Raw genomic sequence first — 13,988 nt, 5'->3', positions numbered from 1 at the left:
CGGAACCCCTCCAGGTTGGGATCAGCCATGAACGCCGTACGCCGGATCAGCGCCTTCCTTCTCGGCTCCCTCGTCGCCAAGATCTACGTCGGACTGGTCCTGCTCGCCGCCGCGTTCCCGGCCCTCATCTGGACTTTCCGCAGCGACACCGCCACCGGCTGGGAGCACTTCTGGCTCGTCGTGGTGACCGCGCCGGGCAGCGTCGCGGTGATGAGCCTGTCGGGCTCCGCCGCCGCCGTCTTCGTCGGCGGCGCCGTCGGCGCGCTGCTCAACCTGACGATCATCGGCGCCTGCGCGGCCGCGATCCGGACCCGCCGCGCACGCCGTGGCGCGTCGCCCGCCGTCGCTGGTTGACAGGCATCCCGGTGGCGCAGGCGGTGAAGTGACGGGGTTGTCGCTGTGGGAGCGCCCGCACGGCGACGACCCCGCCCGTCCCCACGACCACCATACTGAAAACCGATTTCATATGCGATAGCCTCATGGGAATTCATCGATTTCTGTTCCCGGAGGACCCCATGCAGCGCACCCCGCGCTGGGCGTCGCTGGCTGTGGCGCTGACCCTCGTCGGCGCCGCAGGCTGCGAGGTCCGCGACGGCGACGACGACCGGATCGCCGTCGCCGTCACCACCGAGATCATCGCCGACCTGGCCAGACAGGTCGGCGGCGAACGCGTCCGGGTCGCGTCGGTCGTGCCACCCGGCGGCGACCCACACTCCTACGAGCCGAGCCCGGCCGACGCGGCCGTCGTCGCCCGAGCCGACGTGGCGTTCACCAACCACCTTGGCTCTGGCGGTCGGGTTGACGCTCAGCGGCCTACCGCTGTCCATCAGTCCCGCCGCCGCGGCCGCCGCGCCGGCCACCACGGTGATCACCAACTCGCATGTGGAAGCCCTCGACGGACGGCGTCGGGTCCGGGAAGCCCGGCTGGCGGCCACCGGCCCTCGCGAGCACCTGCGCCGGCTTGACCGCCATCATCGCGACCGGGCTGCTACTGGTCGCCGCCGGCTTCGCCGCTCGTCGGATCGGCCGACGCCTGGCCTGAGGCGTCGGTCGCCTGGGCGTGCCGGCGGGTCAGTTCCGTCCGCTGGCACGCTTGATCAACGCGACCGGACGTGGCTCAGAAGACCGCGAACGCGGCGCCGTCCGAGCCACGCTCCACGACGGGCTCGATCGGCCGGGAGACGTCCCGCCGCCCCGACGCGGACCACGCCGCCGTCAGATCTGGGCAGGCTGCCAGCTCGGTCAAGGTCGTCAGCGTCGGCGGCAACATCGGCATCTCGCCGCGCTCATGCCGGGCGACGGCCTGGTCAGGGGCGATCCAGACAGTCTCGTCCGCCTCGCCGGAGACGTCCCGGGGTCGTTGGCCCTCCGGCAGCAGCGCCACGAAGAAATAGGTGTCGAAACGGCGCGGCTCGAACTTGGGCGTGACCCAGCGTGCCCACGGCCGCAACAGGTCCGACCGTAGAACCAGACCGGCATCGGTGAGCACGCCGGTCAGACTGCGCTCGCGGGCCAGCAGACCCTGCCGGGCTGCCTCCCAGCCCGGCGTGTCCACGTCCGCCAGGACCGTGTCAGGTGTGGGTCCGGCCAGCAGCACGCCGGCCTCCTCGAAGACCTCCCGAACCGCGGCGGCCACCACCGCCCCAGCCTGCGGCGCCGGCAGCGCCAACCGCCCGGCCCACTCGGCCCGCGGGGGGCCGGCCCAACCCACGGCGGCGTCCGCGTCCGCCGGGTCGACGCTGCCGCCCGGGAACGCGTACATGCCACCGAACGCCGCCATCGTCGCCGCCCGACGCAGCGCGTACACCTCGAAGCCGGCATCAGCCGCGCGCAGCAGCAACACGGTCGCCGCGACCCGCGGCGCCGCTGGCAATGCCCCTGACGCGACGTACGCGTCGTACTTTTCGGCCAGCGAGTGGGGCATCGGCCAGCGGTTGCGCTCGGTCACCGCGCCACTGTAGTGCAGTCCGGCTGGCGGAGGCGCCGCTCGTCGGGGCCCGACAGCCCTTCCTACGATCGGGGCTTTCCCTACTGGCCCTCCGGCATGTGCACGATCGGGTCGACGTCGTGGTGAGCCGCGGGCGCCTCATGCCGGGCCGACGGCTCCGGCGGTCCGCTGCGGGCGTGCGTGCGGCGGGCGACCGACTCGTCAACCGACGCCTGTGACTTGTCCCGGACCTTCGCGCTGTCCTTGATGTGCTGGAACTGGTCGTTCCGCTTCGCCGTCCACGGTCGCTGATGTGGCTGTTGGTGCGGCATACCGGTCACCCCCGGTTCGCTCGGTCCGGGCCATGAGTACCCGGTGAAGGTGAGTACCCGGCCGAACGTCCGGTCATGCCCACGGCATAGTCATCATCTGGTGGCGTCACTCTCGGCGGAGGTCCTCAGCCCGGATCCGCCGGCCTCCGGGCCGCCGGCCGACGACCACGACCTCTCCGCAGGAGCTTGTCAGCCGAACAGCGGCACGACCGCCAGGTGCACGACGCAGGCGATGGCCGCCGCCCCCGGGATCGTCAGGACCCAGGCGGTGACGATGTTCCCGGCCACGCCCCAACGGACGGCCGAGAACTTCTTCGTCGCGCCGACGCCCATGATCGCCGAGGTGATGGTGTGGGTGGTGGAGATAGGCATCGAGAAGGCCGCCGCGGTGTACAGGACCGCCGAGGCGACCGACTCCGCCGCGAAGCCCGCCGGCGGGTCGAGGTGGATCACTCGACGGCCCAGGGTGCGGATGATCCGCCACCCGCCGGCATAGGTGCCCAGGGCGAGCACAGCGGCAGAGGAGAAGAAGACCCAGAGCGGGATGTCGGTGTTGTTGTCCTGGTAGCCGCCGGTGTAGAGGGCCAACACGATGATGCCCATCGTCTTGGCCGCGTCCTGCATGCCGTGACCGAAGGCCATCGCGACAGCCGAGGCCGACTGGGCGAGCCGGAACCCGCGGTTGAGCTTCGCCGGGTTGCCCCGACGGAAGATCCACATCACGGCGAGCATGACGCAGGCGCCGAGCACCAGGCCGACCAGCGGCGAGGCCACCATCGGCACCACGACCTTCGCGACGATGACGTCCCACTGGACGATTCCCGAGGCGAACAGCGTCGCGCCGATGAGCCCACCGATGAGGGCGTGCGACGAGGAGGACGGCAGCCCGAAGTACCAGGTGATGAGGTTCCAGGCGATGGCGCCGATGACGCCGGCGAAGACGATGCCCAGGCTCTCCATGCCGGTGGGGAGATCCACGATCCCGGACCCGACCGTCTTGGCGACGTTACCCCCGAGAAACGCGCCAGCGAGGTTGCCGATCGCGGCCACCCCGAGGGCGACCTTGGGCGTCAACGCCCGGGTGGAGACTGAGGTGGCGATGGCGTTGGCGGCGTCGTGGAAGCCGTTGGTGTAGTCGAACACCAGCGCCGCCACGATCACCGCCACGACGGCGATGAACTCGGGACTCATGCGGTCAGGACTCCTTGACCGCGATGGTCTCGACGGTGTTCGCGACGTGCTCGAAGGCGTCGCAGGCCGCTTCCAGCTCGTCGGCGACCTCCTTCATCTTGAGCACGGTGAGGGCGTCGTACTCGCCGGAGAAGAGCCGGACCAGCAGCATCCGGTAGGCGCGGTCGCCTTCGTTCTCCAGGCGGTTGATCTCGACCCAGTAGTCGGCCATGTCCTTCATCGCTTTGAGTCGCGGCATCGCGGCGGCGGTGACCTTGGACTGTTGGTCGAGGACGTTGACCAGCTCATGCAGCTCGCGCGGCAGCGCGGGCAGCTCGGTGAGGCCGTACAGGTAGATGAGGCTGCCGGCGCCTTCGAGGTGGTCCATGACGTCGTCGAGCAGCGAACCGAGCCGGTAGATGTCCTCCCGGTCGAACGGCGTGATGAACGTCGAGTTGATCTTGTTGTAGAGCTCGTGGGTCAAGTCGTCGCTGTCGTGCTCGACCTCGACCAGCCGCTCACTGACCGACTGGACGTCCACCCCGGGCAGCGCGAGCTCGGTCAGCAGCTCCGTGCCCCGGACGAGGTTCTGCGCCGCCTTCGTGAACAGCTCGTAGAACGCGCCCTCGGAAGGGCGGAAGGAAAACTTCACAGCGGAGCACCTCATAGCCGCATCGGTGAGATCCCCGGGGCTCCGGCGATCGAATGTCGAGTGAACTCGCTGCGAATGCTAGGTAACGCCGCCGCCGACAAGAAATCCAATCCCCCTCCCCCAAGGTTGGTTCATCATCTGTTCACTATTCATTCACCAGTCGCCCGTCAGCGCAGCCGTACGCAGTCACGAGATGACCAAAAGTGATCGGCGTAGCCGCAGTCACGCACCCGGGCTGACCTGCGCAAACGGCTCAGACCATCTGGTCGAGCAGCGGTCGGTACGCGCTGTGGAACGGTTCGACGCCGGCGCCCACCGTCCCGTACAGCCAGCCCGCCGCCTGCCGGGCCCGCCGGACCACCTCCGGCGGATACGACCAGTCCTCCTGGCGCATGGCGAACTCCTCCTGGTCCAGCAGTTGAACCAGCCCGCTGCCGCGGCGCCGCACCACATCAAGATCAAGATCAACCAGCTCGACGGCGCCCGGATCCGGCCACCTCGCCGGGGTTGTCACGTCGCAGTACACCTCGGCCGTCCGCGGCTCCGGGCTGAACATCGCCGTCCACCACGCGTGCCGCGGCACCAGCACCACGTACGGATGCTGCTGGCGCAGCGCCCTGCCGTGGTAGATCGAATCGGTGCCGGCCCGCACGCCCAGCCACACGCCGTGCTCATTCTCGGCCAACCGCCAGGCCGGATAGTCGCGGTGCGCGCTGCCATCGAACTTCGTGTAGATCACCCGGACCAGGTCGCCGCCCATGGCCAACCCTAACCGGGACCGGGCGTCACGGACCGCTCCAACCGGCCGCCGCGCCGCGGTCGGCGCTGTCCGACCGACCCGCTACCGTCATCGGGTGACCGACCTCCTGCGCCCCGCCGCCCCCGCACCGCGTCGCAGAGCCCGGCCCACCGCCACCACCCAGGATGTTCTCGCCGCGGCCGTGGGCGCGGTCCCCGGAGGCGCCGATCGCCCCGGCCAGCGGGCGATGGCCCTGGCGATCGCCGAGGCCGTCGCGACCGGCGAACACCTGCTCGCCCAGGCCGGCACCGGCACCGGCAAGTCGCTGGCCTACCTGGCGCCGGCGCTGCTGCAGGACGGGCCGGTGGTCGTCTCCACCGCCACCCTGGCCCTGCAGTCCCAGCTCGTCGACCATGACCTGCCCCGGCTGGCCGACGCGGTCAGACCGCTGCTCGGCCGCCGGCCCACCTTCGCCGTCCTGAAAGGTCGCCACCACTACCTGTGCCTGGCCCGGCTGGAAGCCTCCTCCGAGGACGAGCCCGGCGGCACTCTCTTCGACGCCCCCGGGCCCGCCGGCGGCACGAAGTGGCTCGGCGAGGCCGGGCGCCTCGGGCGCCAGGTGCAGCGGTTGCGGGAGTGGGCGACGGAGACCGCCGTCGGCGACCGCGACGAGCTGGACCCCGGCGTCGACGACCAGGCGTGGCGACTGGTCTCCATGCCCTCGCGCGAGTGCGTCGGCGCCAGCCGCTGCGCCTTCGGCGACGAGTGTTTCGCCGAGGCATCCCGCGCCCGGGCCCGGGAAGCCGACATCGTCGTCACCAACCACAGCCTGCTCGCCGCCGACATGATGGCCGGCGGGAACATCATCCCGCCGCACCAGCTCCTCATCATCGACGAGGCGCACGAGCTGGCCGAGCGGGTCTCCTCCGCCGCACAGGCCGAGCTGACCCCCGATCTGGTCGAAAGGGCCGCGCGCCGGATCCGGCCACACGCCCCCGGCGGCGCCTACGAGGCCCTCGCCGAGGCCGGCGGGGCGCTCGCGGCCAGCCTCGGGCAGACCCCGGCCGGACGACTCGTCGAGGGCCTGCCGCCGGCGTTACGTGAGGCGTGCACCCTGCTCGACTCCGCCACCCGGGGCGCTCTGGAGGACCTCGGCGACATCAAGGCCGACGACGGCGACGCGGTCGCCAAAAAGAGCGCCAAGGCCGGCCTCGACGAGTTGTCGGACACCGCGCAGCGGCTGCTCGCCGGCGACGAACACGACGTCGCCTGGGTTGAGCGCCCGGAGTTCACCGGCTCGACCCGCCAGGCCCTGGTCGTCGCGCCGCTGTCGGTCGCCGGCACCCTGGGCAGCCGCCTGTACATCGAGCGGACCGTCGTGGCGACCTCCGCGACGTTGACCCTGGGCGGACGGTTCGACACTGTCGCCCGTTCACTGGGCCTGCCGGTCGACGCCGACCGTGCCGGCGCCCCGTCCGACGGCGACGGACCGGGCTGGCGCAGCCTCGACGTCGGTTCGCCGTTCGACTACCCGAAACAGGGCATCCTGTACGTCGCCGCGCACCTGCCCCGGCCCACCGCCTCCGGGCTGGCCGATCCCGCCGGCGAGGAGTTGCTACGCCTCGTCGGGGCGCTCGGTGGGCGCACGCTCGGGCTGTTCTCGTCCCGTAAGGCCGCCCAACAGGCCGCCGAGCTGGTCCGGGCCCGCACCGAACTACCGGTGCTGCTCCAGGGGGAGGAGGCCCTGCCGCTGCTGGTCCGCCGCTTCCGTGCCGAGCCGGCGACCTGCCTGTTCGGAGTCATGTCGCTGTGGCAGGGCGTCGACGTCCCCGGGGACTCCTGCCAGCTGGTGGTCATCGACCGACTGCCGTTCCCCCGGCCGGACGAGCCGTTGGCGGCCGCCCGGTCAGCCGCGGTGGACGCCGCCGGCGGCTCCGGGTTCGCCTCGGTGAGCGTGCCGATCGCCGCGATCCGGCTGGCCCAGGGCGTTGGGCGCCTCATCCGCTCCGGCAGCGACAAGGGGGTCGTGGCGGTGCTCGACTCGCGTCTGGAGACCGCCCGCGGCTACGGCGCGTTCCTGCGCCAGTCGCTGCCGCCGTTCTGGTACACCACCGACGCCGCGGTGGCACACGGCGCGCTGCGTCGCCTCGCTACCGGCTGACCGCGACGCGACCAGACCCGCCGTACGCGGGCGTGGCGGGCGGCCCGCGACGTCGTGGCGTCAGCCCGGTGCGGCCTTGACGACGACGGCGTCCGGCTCGGGAACCGGGTAGGGCTGGGCGAGCTGCCGGATTCCGGTGTTGAGCACCGCCACCAACGGCACCGCCACCAGCGCGCCGACGATCCCGGCCAGCACCACGCCCGCGGTGATCGCCACGATGACGCCGAGCGGGTGGATCGCCACCGCCTTACCCATGATCAACGGCTGGAGGACGTGCCCCTCCAACTGCTGGACGACGACCACCGCGGCGAGCACCAGCAACGCCTTGACCGGCCCACCGGTGTCCGCCACCAGCGCCACCAGGACCGCGACCGTGCCCGACAACGCGGCGCCAATGATCGGCACGAACGCGCCGAGGAACACCAACGCCGCCAACGGCAGCGCCAACGGAATCTTGAGGACGTACAACGCCAACCCGATCCCGATCGCGTCGATGATCGCCACCAGCACCGTCGCCCGCACGTACGCCCCCAGGCTGGCCCACGCCGCCGTGCCCGCCAGGTGCAGTCGGGGCCGGGACGCCGACGGGAACAGCCGCACGGTGAACCGCCAGATCCGATCCCCGTCGCGGAGGAAGAAGAAGATCGCGAACAGGACGAGCACCGCGCCGGCCAGCAGCTCGAACAGGGTGGCCGCGGTGGAGACCGCGCCGCTGGTAAGCCGTCCGGTGTTGGTGTCGAGCCAGTCCTGGCCCACCTGGACCGCCTGGTCGAGCTGCGCGTCGGACAGGTGCAGCGGACCCTGCTTGAGCCATTGCTGGATCTCGACGATGCCGGCGCTGGCGTTGCGGCTGAGCTCAGGAACGCCCTCGATGAACCGGCTCACCACCGCCGTCATCGTGGCGATGACGGCGCCCAATCCACCGATGAGCGCGATCGCGGACGCCAACGACCGGGGGGCGCCGGACCGGCGCAGCGCGTCAACCGCCGGCGCCAGCAGGGCCGTCAGCAGCAGCGCCACCACCAACGGCACCACCACGATGCGCAGGTTGCTGATCAGCTCGATGAGGTAGTAGCCGACGACGCCGATGACGATGAGCCGCCAGGACCAGGCGGCGGCGACCCGGACACCGTCCGGAACATCACGCTCGACCCGAACTGTCACCACATTCTCGGTCGTGGCGGGAGCGACGACCGGGAACGGCTCCGTGATCTCGTCCGGACCAGCCGCCGAGGCGCTCTCCGCAGGCGAGCCGGGACGTCGACGGACGACCGCCCGCGCCGCCCCCCACACACGCTCGAACCAGCTCACGGCGCACTCCCCTCCCGGACGACGTTCACCGACACCGTAGACCGCCAGGCCGAACTGGTCCCGCCCATCGTTGATACGGTTTTTCGGTGACCGCCGAAGCGAAGACCGACAACGGGCTGCCGATCCGCCTCCTCCACGACCGCGTCCTGGTGCAGTTGGAGGGCGTCGACGGCGAGCGGCGGTCCGCCGCGGGCATCGTCATCCCGGCGACCGCCACCGTCGGCCGTCGACTGTCCTGGGCGACGGTGGCGGGCGTCGGGCCGCACGTCCGGTCGATCGTCGCCGGCGACCGCGTCCTGTTCGACCCGGAGGAGCGCTCCGAGGTGGAGCTGCACGGCAGCCAGTACGTTCTGCTCCGCGAGCGGGACGTCCACGCGGTCGCCGCCCGACGGGTCGAACCGGACGCCACCGGCCTCTACCTGTGAGCTGACGGCGATCCGTCGGCGGTGGCACGCAACGCTTCACCCAGCGAACGGGCCGCGCCCGTCGGCGCTTCGGATCCGCACAGCGCGGTCGTGATGAACTTCGCCCGCGCGACGTCGATCGGGTGCTCGTCGCCCTCGCCGTAGAAGTTCAGGTTCTCGCCGAGGGTGACCCCTCGCCGGCCGTCGGGGCTGTGGAGCGATACCGTCGTGTGACCGATGACGCCGCCATTGTGGCCCCAGAACGAGCCGCACGGCAGGTTCGTGTTGAACACGCCCAGGCCGTATCCGCCCAGCTCGGGGCGGGCCGGGTCGAACGGGACCGTCCGCAGCATCTCGGTGAGCTGCGCCGGACGCAGCAGCTGGCCGCCGAGCAGCGCGGCGTAGAACCGGTCCAGGTCTTTGGCGGTCGACACCAGCTCGCCGGCCGCCCCCGCCCATGACATGTTGAAGTTGACGAAGTCGCGCGGCTTGTCATCGGTCCACGGCACGTACGCCCCGCCGTGCGGCCCGCGGATCCGCGGCTGCGTGCCCGGGAAGTACGTGTCGCGCATCCGCAGCGGCCACAGGACCCGCCGTCGCACCTCGGTGGCCACCGATCGGCCGGTGACCCGCTCGAGGAGCATCCCGAGCAGAATGTAGTTGGTGTTCGAGTAGGACCAGGCTGCCCCGGGCTCGTTCGTCGCCGGCAGGGTCAGGCCCATGGCCATCAGCTCAGCCGGACGGTACGTGGTGATCTGCGCCTTCTCGATCGCCTCCGGGCCGGTCAGCAGCGCGCTCGTGTAGTTGCCGAGGCCGCTGGTGTGCTGGAGCAGGTGACGCACTGTGATCTTCGCGCCGAGCTCCGTCGGGAGGGCATTTGGCAGGTAGGTGGCGATCGGCTCGTCGAGCCGGACCCGGCGCTCGCCGACGAGCTGGAGCACCGCCGTGGCCACGAAGCTCTTGGTGATGCTGCCGACCCGGTGCCGCAGGCGCGGGCGCATCGGCGCGCCGTCGTCGAGACGGGCCACCCCCGCCGCCCCCGACCAGGACCACCGGCTGTCCCGGACGCGGGCGAGAACGCCGATCATCCCGGCCGCGTGCTCGGCGTCGAGCAGCTTCTGAAGGTGGGCTGCCCGGTCGTACTTCGCGGACGTGTCGCCTGACCGACCGGCGACGATGTCGGTGTCGGTCGCGGGCGCCGCCACGGCCACGACGGGGACAACGACCGGGGAGGCCGCCAATGCGCCAACCAGGACCCCAAGGAACGCTTTCCTCATGCGGTCTCCTCATCGAACCGCCGGCCACGTCGGCCGGCGACCAATGTCGACGCTAGCCGATGGCCGCCAACGCCGAGCGAGATTAGCGCCACCCCCCCGGCGGGTTCGGGTGACCGGCGGGCGGGTTCGGGTAGCGGCCGGTCGGGGCCGGGTAGCCGCCGGGCGCGCCCGGAAAAGGGGCGAAGCCGGCATACGCCGGCGTTGGCGGAGCCATCGGCAGCGGGACGACCGGCGCGGCCGGCGCGGCGACCGCGCGGCGCACCCCGTCCGGGAAGACGATGAGGTACTGACGCCCGTCCCAGAGCGCGGGCGGCGTCACCGGGTCCCGGCCGGTGAACACGCCACGGGACGCCGACAGTTGCTGAAGCAGCCGCCACTCCTCGGCGGCGCTGCGCATGACCTGCTGATGGTCGGTGTCGAGGCCCCGTTCGATCCCGTCGCGCAACAATGCCAACCGCATCGCGGTGAACTGGAAGGTCCGCATCGCCCGCCGACCGGGCTCGCCGGCGACCCGCCGCGCCCAGGCCCGGGCGGCGTGCCGGCGGCCGAGCGAGCCCATCGCGGCGACCTCCGGCGGGCTCAGCCAACCGGCGGTCGCGTACCGGGGCAACATCCGCTCAGTGAGCCGGCCCTCCCAGGCCCGCAGCCAGATCGCCAGACCGACCATCCCGAAGAAGATCGGCACCATGACGGTGAAGTACCCGTACAGGAAGACCAGCGGCTCGCCGGCCTCCGCCGTCAACGTGGCCATGAGGTTCCAGGCGCCGTGCAGGATCATTGCGCCGACCATGCCGACCGCCGGCGCCACCCAACGCACCCAGCGTCGGGGAGAGCGCGCGGCCAGTCCGATGCCGACGCCGGTGAGCGCGGTGAACAGCGGGTGCGCGAAGCCGGTGAGCAGGATCCGGGCGATGAACATGGCGACGACCGCCTGCGCCCCGGACGCCGGCCCGAACTCGTCAGCGTTCGCCGCGTAGCCGTGCCCGCCCAGGTAGAGGATGTTCTCGACCATCGCGAAACCGGTCGCCGCCAGACCGCAGTAGACGATGCCGTCGGTGATGCCGGAGATCTCACGCCGACGCCGCCACAGCAACAGCAGCGGACCCAGGGCCTTGGTCAGCTCCTCGATGAACGGGGCGACCAGCACCGCCACCAGCGAATCGGGCAGACCGACCCGGTCGAAGAGCCACGACGCTCCCGAATTGACGCCCAGGGAGGCCAGCGTCGAGACGAAAGCGCCCCAGCAAAAGCAGAAGAGCAGGTACTTGACGGGCTCCGGCTCGTACCGGTCCAGCCACAGGAAGCAGGCGACCAGCACGGGCACCGGCAGGACCGCGGCCGCGATGCCGATCGTCAGCGCCACCGGTCCGATCGAGAACCCCAGAAACCCAAGAATGCCCAGAGCGCACGCGGCGATCCCGCCGATCACGGCGACGAGCAGCAGAATCCGGCCCCGGCCGCGCTGCCGGGAGGACTCCCCATACGGTCCGTACGGCCACTGGCCGCCGCCCAGCGGCCCGCCCAGCGACGCGCCCGCTGGCGCTCCAGCCGGAGGGTGAACCGCCGGCGGGTGCGGAGAACCGGGCCCGGGAGTCTGCTCGACCATCCCGCCAGCCTAGCCAGTGCCGCCTACAGCGAGGTCCACTCGGTCAGGACATCGATGATCCGCTGGGCCACCGGCGGCCGACCGACGCCACACTCGCGCCAACTCACGTTGATCCGTCCGACGACGACAGCGGTGAGCACCGTGTCGCCGCAGCCTCCGGGCCGGCGCTGCGCCTCGCGGGCCAGCGCCCGGTCCGCCAGCAGCCCCTGAAGGCGGTCCCGCTGCCGGGCCGTCAGCACACCGCGGCGGTCCCGCCTCTGGTTCCGGTGCAGCCACCGCCCCTGGGCATCGACGGTGAGCGCCTCGTTCACGCCGCCGAACCCGCCCGCGCGCCGCACCAGGACCGACCGGCCGGGCGCCGCCGTGCTGCCGCTCGGTCTCGGCTTCGCCTTCGGGGACGTGCTCGCCGTGGGGGTGGGACTCGGGGTCGCGGTGGGTTCAGGGGACGCCGACGACGTCGGGGTGGGCGCCGCCGACCAGACGGCCGGTTCGCTGCTCGTGCAGCCTGCCGCCCCGAGCGCCACGCCCAGCGTCGCCAGGGCAGCGCTCATCGCCCGTCGGTATCGACTCATGTCACTGCGACGAGGCGTCTCCAGGATCGGTTCCCACGCCCCGGGACGCCAGTTCCCGCGAGTCCGGAGCCGACTGCCTGATCCGGTCGGCCGCCGCGTCGTCAGCCGCCCGCTGCGAGCGCCGCTCCGCGGCGACCCGCCCCAGATAACGGTCCACCTCCCGGCGGCGGGTGTCATCGTCCCAGCCCAGGACCGCTCCCATCACCCCGGCCGCCGCCTCGGCGGACTCCGTCCCCCGGTGGGTGGTCTCGATGGAGATCCTGGTGCGTCTGGTGAGCACGTCGTCCAGGTGCAGCGCGCCCTCGGCCGACACCGCGTAGGCTACCTCGGCCGCCAGGTGCTCCGGGGCGCCCGGCAGCGGCGCGGCCAGCGCCGGATCGGTGGCGATGAGCGCCAACAGCTCGATGGCGACCGTGCCGTAACGCTCCAACAGGTGCTCCAGAACTCCCACCGACATGTCGTGCCGGCGGGCGGTGTCGGCCCGGTCCCGCCACGCCGCGCGGAACCCGTCCGCGCCGAGCAACGGCAGCTGCCCGGTGCGCGAGGCCGGGATGTCCCGGTCGATCCGACGGGCCGCCCGGTCGATGACGTCGGCGGCCATCACCCGGTACGTCGTGTACTTGCCGCCGGCCACCAACAACAGGCCCAGCATCGGCTCCACCACCGCGTGCTCGCGGGACAGCTGCGACGTCGACTCGGCCTCCCCGGTCAGCAGCGGACGCAGGCCGGCGTACACCCCCTCGATGTCGGCAGTGGACAGCGGCCGGTCCAGCACCGGGTTGAGCTGCCCGAGCAGGTACTCGATGTCGCCGGCGGTAGCCGCCGGGTGTTCCCGGTCCAGGCGCCAGTCGCTGTCGGTGGTGCCGATGATCCAGTGGCCGCCCCAGGGAATGACGAACAGCACCGAGCTGGGCGTCCGCAGGATGAGCCCGGCCTCCCCCGAGATCGCCGAGCGCGGCGCCACCAGATGGACGCCCTTGGAGGCCCGCACCCGCAGCCCGGGACGGACGCCGATGTCGCTGAGCATCCCGGAGATGTCGTCGCTCCACACGCCGGCGGCCACCACCACCGTCCGGGCGCGCACCGCGAGCTCCTCGCCGGTCTCCACATCCCGCGCCCGGACCCCGGTCACCTCCCGTACCGAACGGTCAATGCCGGTGACCCGCACGCTGTTGAGGACCGCCGCGCCCATCGACGCCGCCGTCCTGGCCAACGCCAGCACCATCCGAGCGTCGTCGACCTGGGCGTCGTGGTAGCGGATCGCCCCGGTGAGCGCCTCCGGGCGCAGGCTCGGCATCAGCCGGCGCGCCCCGGCCCGGGACAGGTGCCGGTGCAGCGGCACCCCGCGGCTGCCCCCGAGCGCCGTCGCGAACGCGTCGTACAGAGCCAGGCCGAGCCCGTAGTAGCCGCGGCGACCCACCCGGGCCGGCCACCCCGACGGACCACGGCGCCCGGTCAACGGCACCAGGAACGGCACCGGACGCACCAGGTGCGGGGCCAGGCGGGACAGCAGCAGCCCCCGCTCGGTCAGCGCCTCGTGGACCAGTCCGAACTCCAACTGCTCCAGATAGCGCAGACCCCCGTGGATCAGCTTGCTGGACCGGCTGGACGTGCCCGCGGCGAAGTCCCGGGCCTCCAACAGGGCCACGCTCAGGCCACGCGAGGCGGCGTCGACGGCCGCGCCGGCGCCGGTCACCCCGCCGCCCACGACGACGACGTCGAAGACCTCGTCCCGGAGCCGGCTCAGATCGGCCCGCCGCCGCCGGGGCGACAACCGACCGGCTGCGGAACGGGACACCGCGGGATCACGCACCGCTCCACCGTAGCCAGCTAGACG

The 13,988-nt window shown here is 72.0% G+C and carries 14 protein-coding genes; 4 read left to right on the top strand and 10 right to left on the bottom strand.

Annotation, left to right across the window (positions count from 1 at the left end):
* The first annotated feature begins 27 nt into the window (after positions 1-27).
* Both ABD287_RS08875 and ABD287_RS08870 read left to right on the top strand, forming a co-directional pair.
* Positions 28-354: an SCO4225 family membrane protein gene (locus ABD287_RS08875; RefSeq protein WP_344171106.1), complete on the top strand. Its 327-nt coding sequence runs from the start codon at positions 28-30 to the stop codon at positions 352-354.
* A gap of 125 nt (positions 355-479) precedes the next feature.
* Positions 480-965: a metal ABC transporter solute-binding protein, Zn/Mn family gene (locus ABD287_RS08870; RefSeq protein WP_344171104.1), complete on the top strand. Its 486-nt coding sequence runs from the start codon at positions 480-482 to the stop codon at positions 963-965.
* A gap of 152 nt (positions 966-1,117) precedes the next feature.
* Here ABD287_RS08870 and ABD287_RS08865 read toward each other — a convergent pair whose 3' ends face one another.
* The 5 genes from ABD287_RS08865 to ABD287_RS08845 form a co-directional block, all read right to left on the bottom strand.
* On the bottom strand, positions 1,118-1,924 hold the full coding sequence (locus ABD287_RS08865; protein WP_344171355.1) for an NUDIX hydrolase: 807 nt from the start codon (positions 1,922-1,924) through the stop codon (positions 1,118-1,120).
* 104 nt (positions 1,925-2,028) lie between these two features.
* Entirely contained in the window at positions 2,029-2,259 is a 231-nt protein-coding gene (locus ABD287_RS08860) for a hypothetical protein (protein WP_344171102.1), read from the bottom strand.
* Positions 2,260-2,448: 189 nt separating this feature from the next.
* Positions 2,449-3,450, bottom strand: a complete 1,002-nt coding sequence (locus ABD287_RS08855; RefSeq protein WP_344171100.1) for an inorganic phosphate transporter — start codon at positions 3,448-3,450, stop codon at positions 2,449-2,451.
* 4 nt (positions 3,451-3,454) lie between these two features.
* Positions 3,455-4,081 carry a DUF47 domain-containing protein gene (locus tag ABD287_RS08850; protein WP_344171098.1) on the bottom strand — a complete coding sequence of 209 codons (627 nt, stop codon included), beginning with the start codon at positions 4,079-4,081 and terminating at the stop codon, positions 3,455-3,457.
* Between the two features lie 253 nt (positions 4,082-4,334).
* On the bottom strand, positions 4,335-4,841 hold the full coding sequence (locus ABD287_RS08845) for a DUF402 domain-containing protein (protein WP_344171096.1): 507 nt from the start codon (positions 4,839-4,841) through the stop codon (positions 4,335-4,337).
* Positions 4,842-4,935: 94 nt separating this feature from the next.
* On the opposite strand from ABD287_RS08845, the gene ABD287_RS08840 reads away from it, so the two are divergent.
* On the top strand, positions 4,936-6,981 hold the full coding sequence (locus ABD287_RS08840; RefSeq protein WP_425565553.1) for an ATP-dependent DNA helicase: 2,046 nt from the start codon (positions 4,936-4,938) through the stop codon (positions 6,979-6,981).
* A gap of 60 nt (positions 6,982-7,041) precedes the next feature.
* Here the strand turns inward: ABD287_RS08840 and ABD287_RS08835 are convergent, their stop codons facing one another.
* Positions 7,042-8,292 (bottom strand): AI-2E family transporter, encoded by a 1,251-nt coding sequence (locus tag ABD287_RS08835; protein ID WP_344171094.1) that lies wholly within the window; start codon positions 8,290-8,292, stop codon positions 7,042-7,044.
* 86 nt (positions 8,293-8,378) lie between these two features.
* Between ABD287_RS08835 and ABD287_RS08830 the strand changes: the two genes are divergently transcribed.
* On the top strand, positions 8,379-8,717 hold the full coding sequence (locus tag ABD287_RS08830; RefSeq protein ID WP_344171092.1) for a GroES family chaperonin: 339 nt from the start codon (positions 8,379-8,381) through the stop codon (positions 8,715-8,717).
* Here the strand turns inward: ABD287_RS08830 and ABD287_RS08825 are convergent.
* The 4 genes from ABD287_RS08825 to ABD287_RS08810 all read right to left on the bottom strand — a co-directional run bounded on the left by ABD287_RS08825 (position 8,708) and on the right by ABD287_RS08810 (position 13,964).
* The gene (locus tag ABD287_RS08825; RefSeq protein WP_344171090.1) at positions 8,708-9,973 is read right to left on the bottom strand and encodes a serine hydrolase domain-containing protein; all 1,266 of its coding nucleotides are present in this window, start codon (positions 9,971-9,973) and stop codon (positions 8,708-8,710) included. The two genes, ABD287_RS08830 and ABD287_RS08825, sit on opposite strands and share 10 nt — an antisense overlap.
* Positions 9,974-10,055: 82 nt before the next feature.
* Positions 10,056-11,579 carry a PrsW family intramembrane metalloprotease gene (locus ABD287_RS08820; RefSeq protein WP_344171088.1) on the bottom strand — a complete coding sequence of 508 codons (1,524 nt, stop codon included), beginning with the start codon at positions 11,577-11,579 and terminating at the stop codon, positions 10,056-10,058.
* Between the two features lie 23 nt (positions 11,580-11,602).
* On the bottom strand, positions 11,603-12,130 hold the full coding sequence (locus ABD287_RS08815; protein ID WP_344171085.1) for a hypothetical protein: 528 nt from the start codon (positions 12,128-12,130) through the stop codon (positions 11,603-11,605).
* A 22-nt stretch (positions 12,131-12,152) separates the two neighbouring features.
* Positions 12,153-13,964 (bottom strand): glycerol-3-phosphate dehydrogenase/oxidase, encoded by a 1,812-nt coding sequence (locus ABD287_RS08810; protein WP_344171083.1) that lies wholly within the window; start codon positions 13,962-13,964, stop codon positions 12,153-12,155.
* Positions 13,965-13,988 lie beyond the last annotated feature (24 nt).

The organism is Pilimelia columellifera subsp. columellifera (genome assembly GCF_039532605.1).
Lineage (GTDB): Bacteria > Actinomycetota > Actinomycetes > Mycobacteriales > Micromonosporaceae > Pilimelia > Pilimelia columellifera.
The sequence above is the reverse complement of the archived record's forward strand: the minus strand, read 5'-3'. Positions and strand labels throughout refer to the sequence as shown.

Bases quoted from the DNA above. Each gene is read 5' to 3' on its own strand.
- ABD287_RS08870 (WP_344171104.1), top strand. From the start codon at position 480: ATGGGAATTCATCGATTTCTGTTCCCGGAGGACCCCATGCAGCGCACC.
- ABD287_RS08875 (WP_344171106.1), top strand. From the start codon at position 28: ATGAACGCCGTACGCCGGATCAGCGCCTTCCTTCTCGGCTCCCTCGTC.
- ABD287_RS08845 (WP_344171096.1), bottom strand. From the start codon at position 4,841: ATGGGCGGCGACCTGGTCCGGGTGATCTACACGAAGTTCGATGGCAGC.
- ABD287_RS08860 (WP_344171102.1), bottom strand. From the start codon at position 2,259: ATGCCGCACCAACAGCCACATCAGCGACCGTGGACGGCGAAGCGGAAC.
- ABD287_RS08865 (WP_344171355.1), bottom strand. From the start codon at position 1,924: ATGCCCCACTCGCTGGCCGAAAAGTACGACGCGTACGTCGCGTCAGGG.
- ABD287_RS08815 (WP_344171085.1), bottom strand. From the start codon at position 12,130: ATGAGCGCTGCCCTGGCGACGCTGGGCGTGGCGCTCGGGGCGGCAGGC.
- ABD287_RS08820 (WP_344171088.1), bottom strand. From the start codon at position 11,579: ATGGTCGAGCAGACTCCCGGGCCCGGTTCTCCGCACCCGCCGGCGGTT.
- ABD287_RS08855 (WP_344171100.1), bottom strand. From the start codon at position 3,450: ATGAGTCCCGAGTTCATCGCCGTCGTGGCGGTGATCGTGGCGGCGCTG.
- ABD287_RS08825 (WP_344171090.1), bottom strand. From the start codon at position 9,973: ATGAGGAAAGCGTTCCTTGGGGTCCTGGTTGGCGCATTGGCGGCCTCC.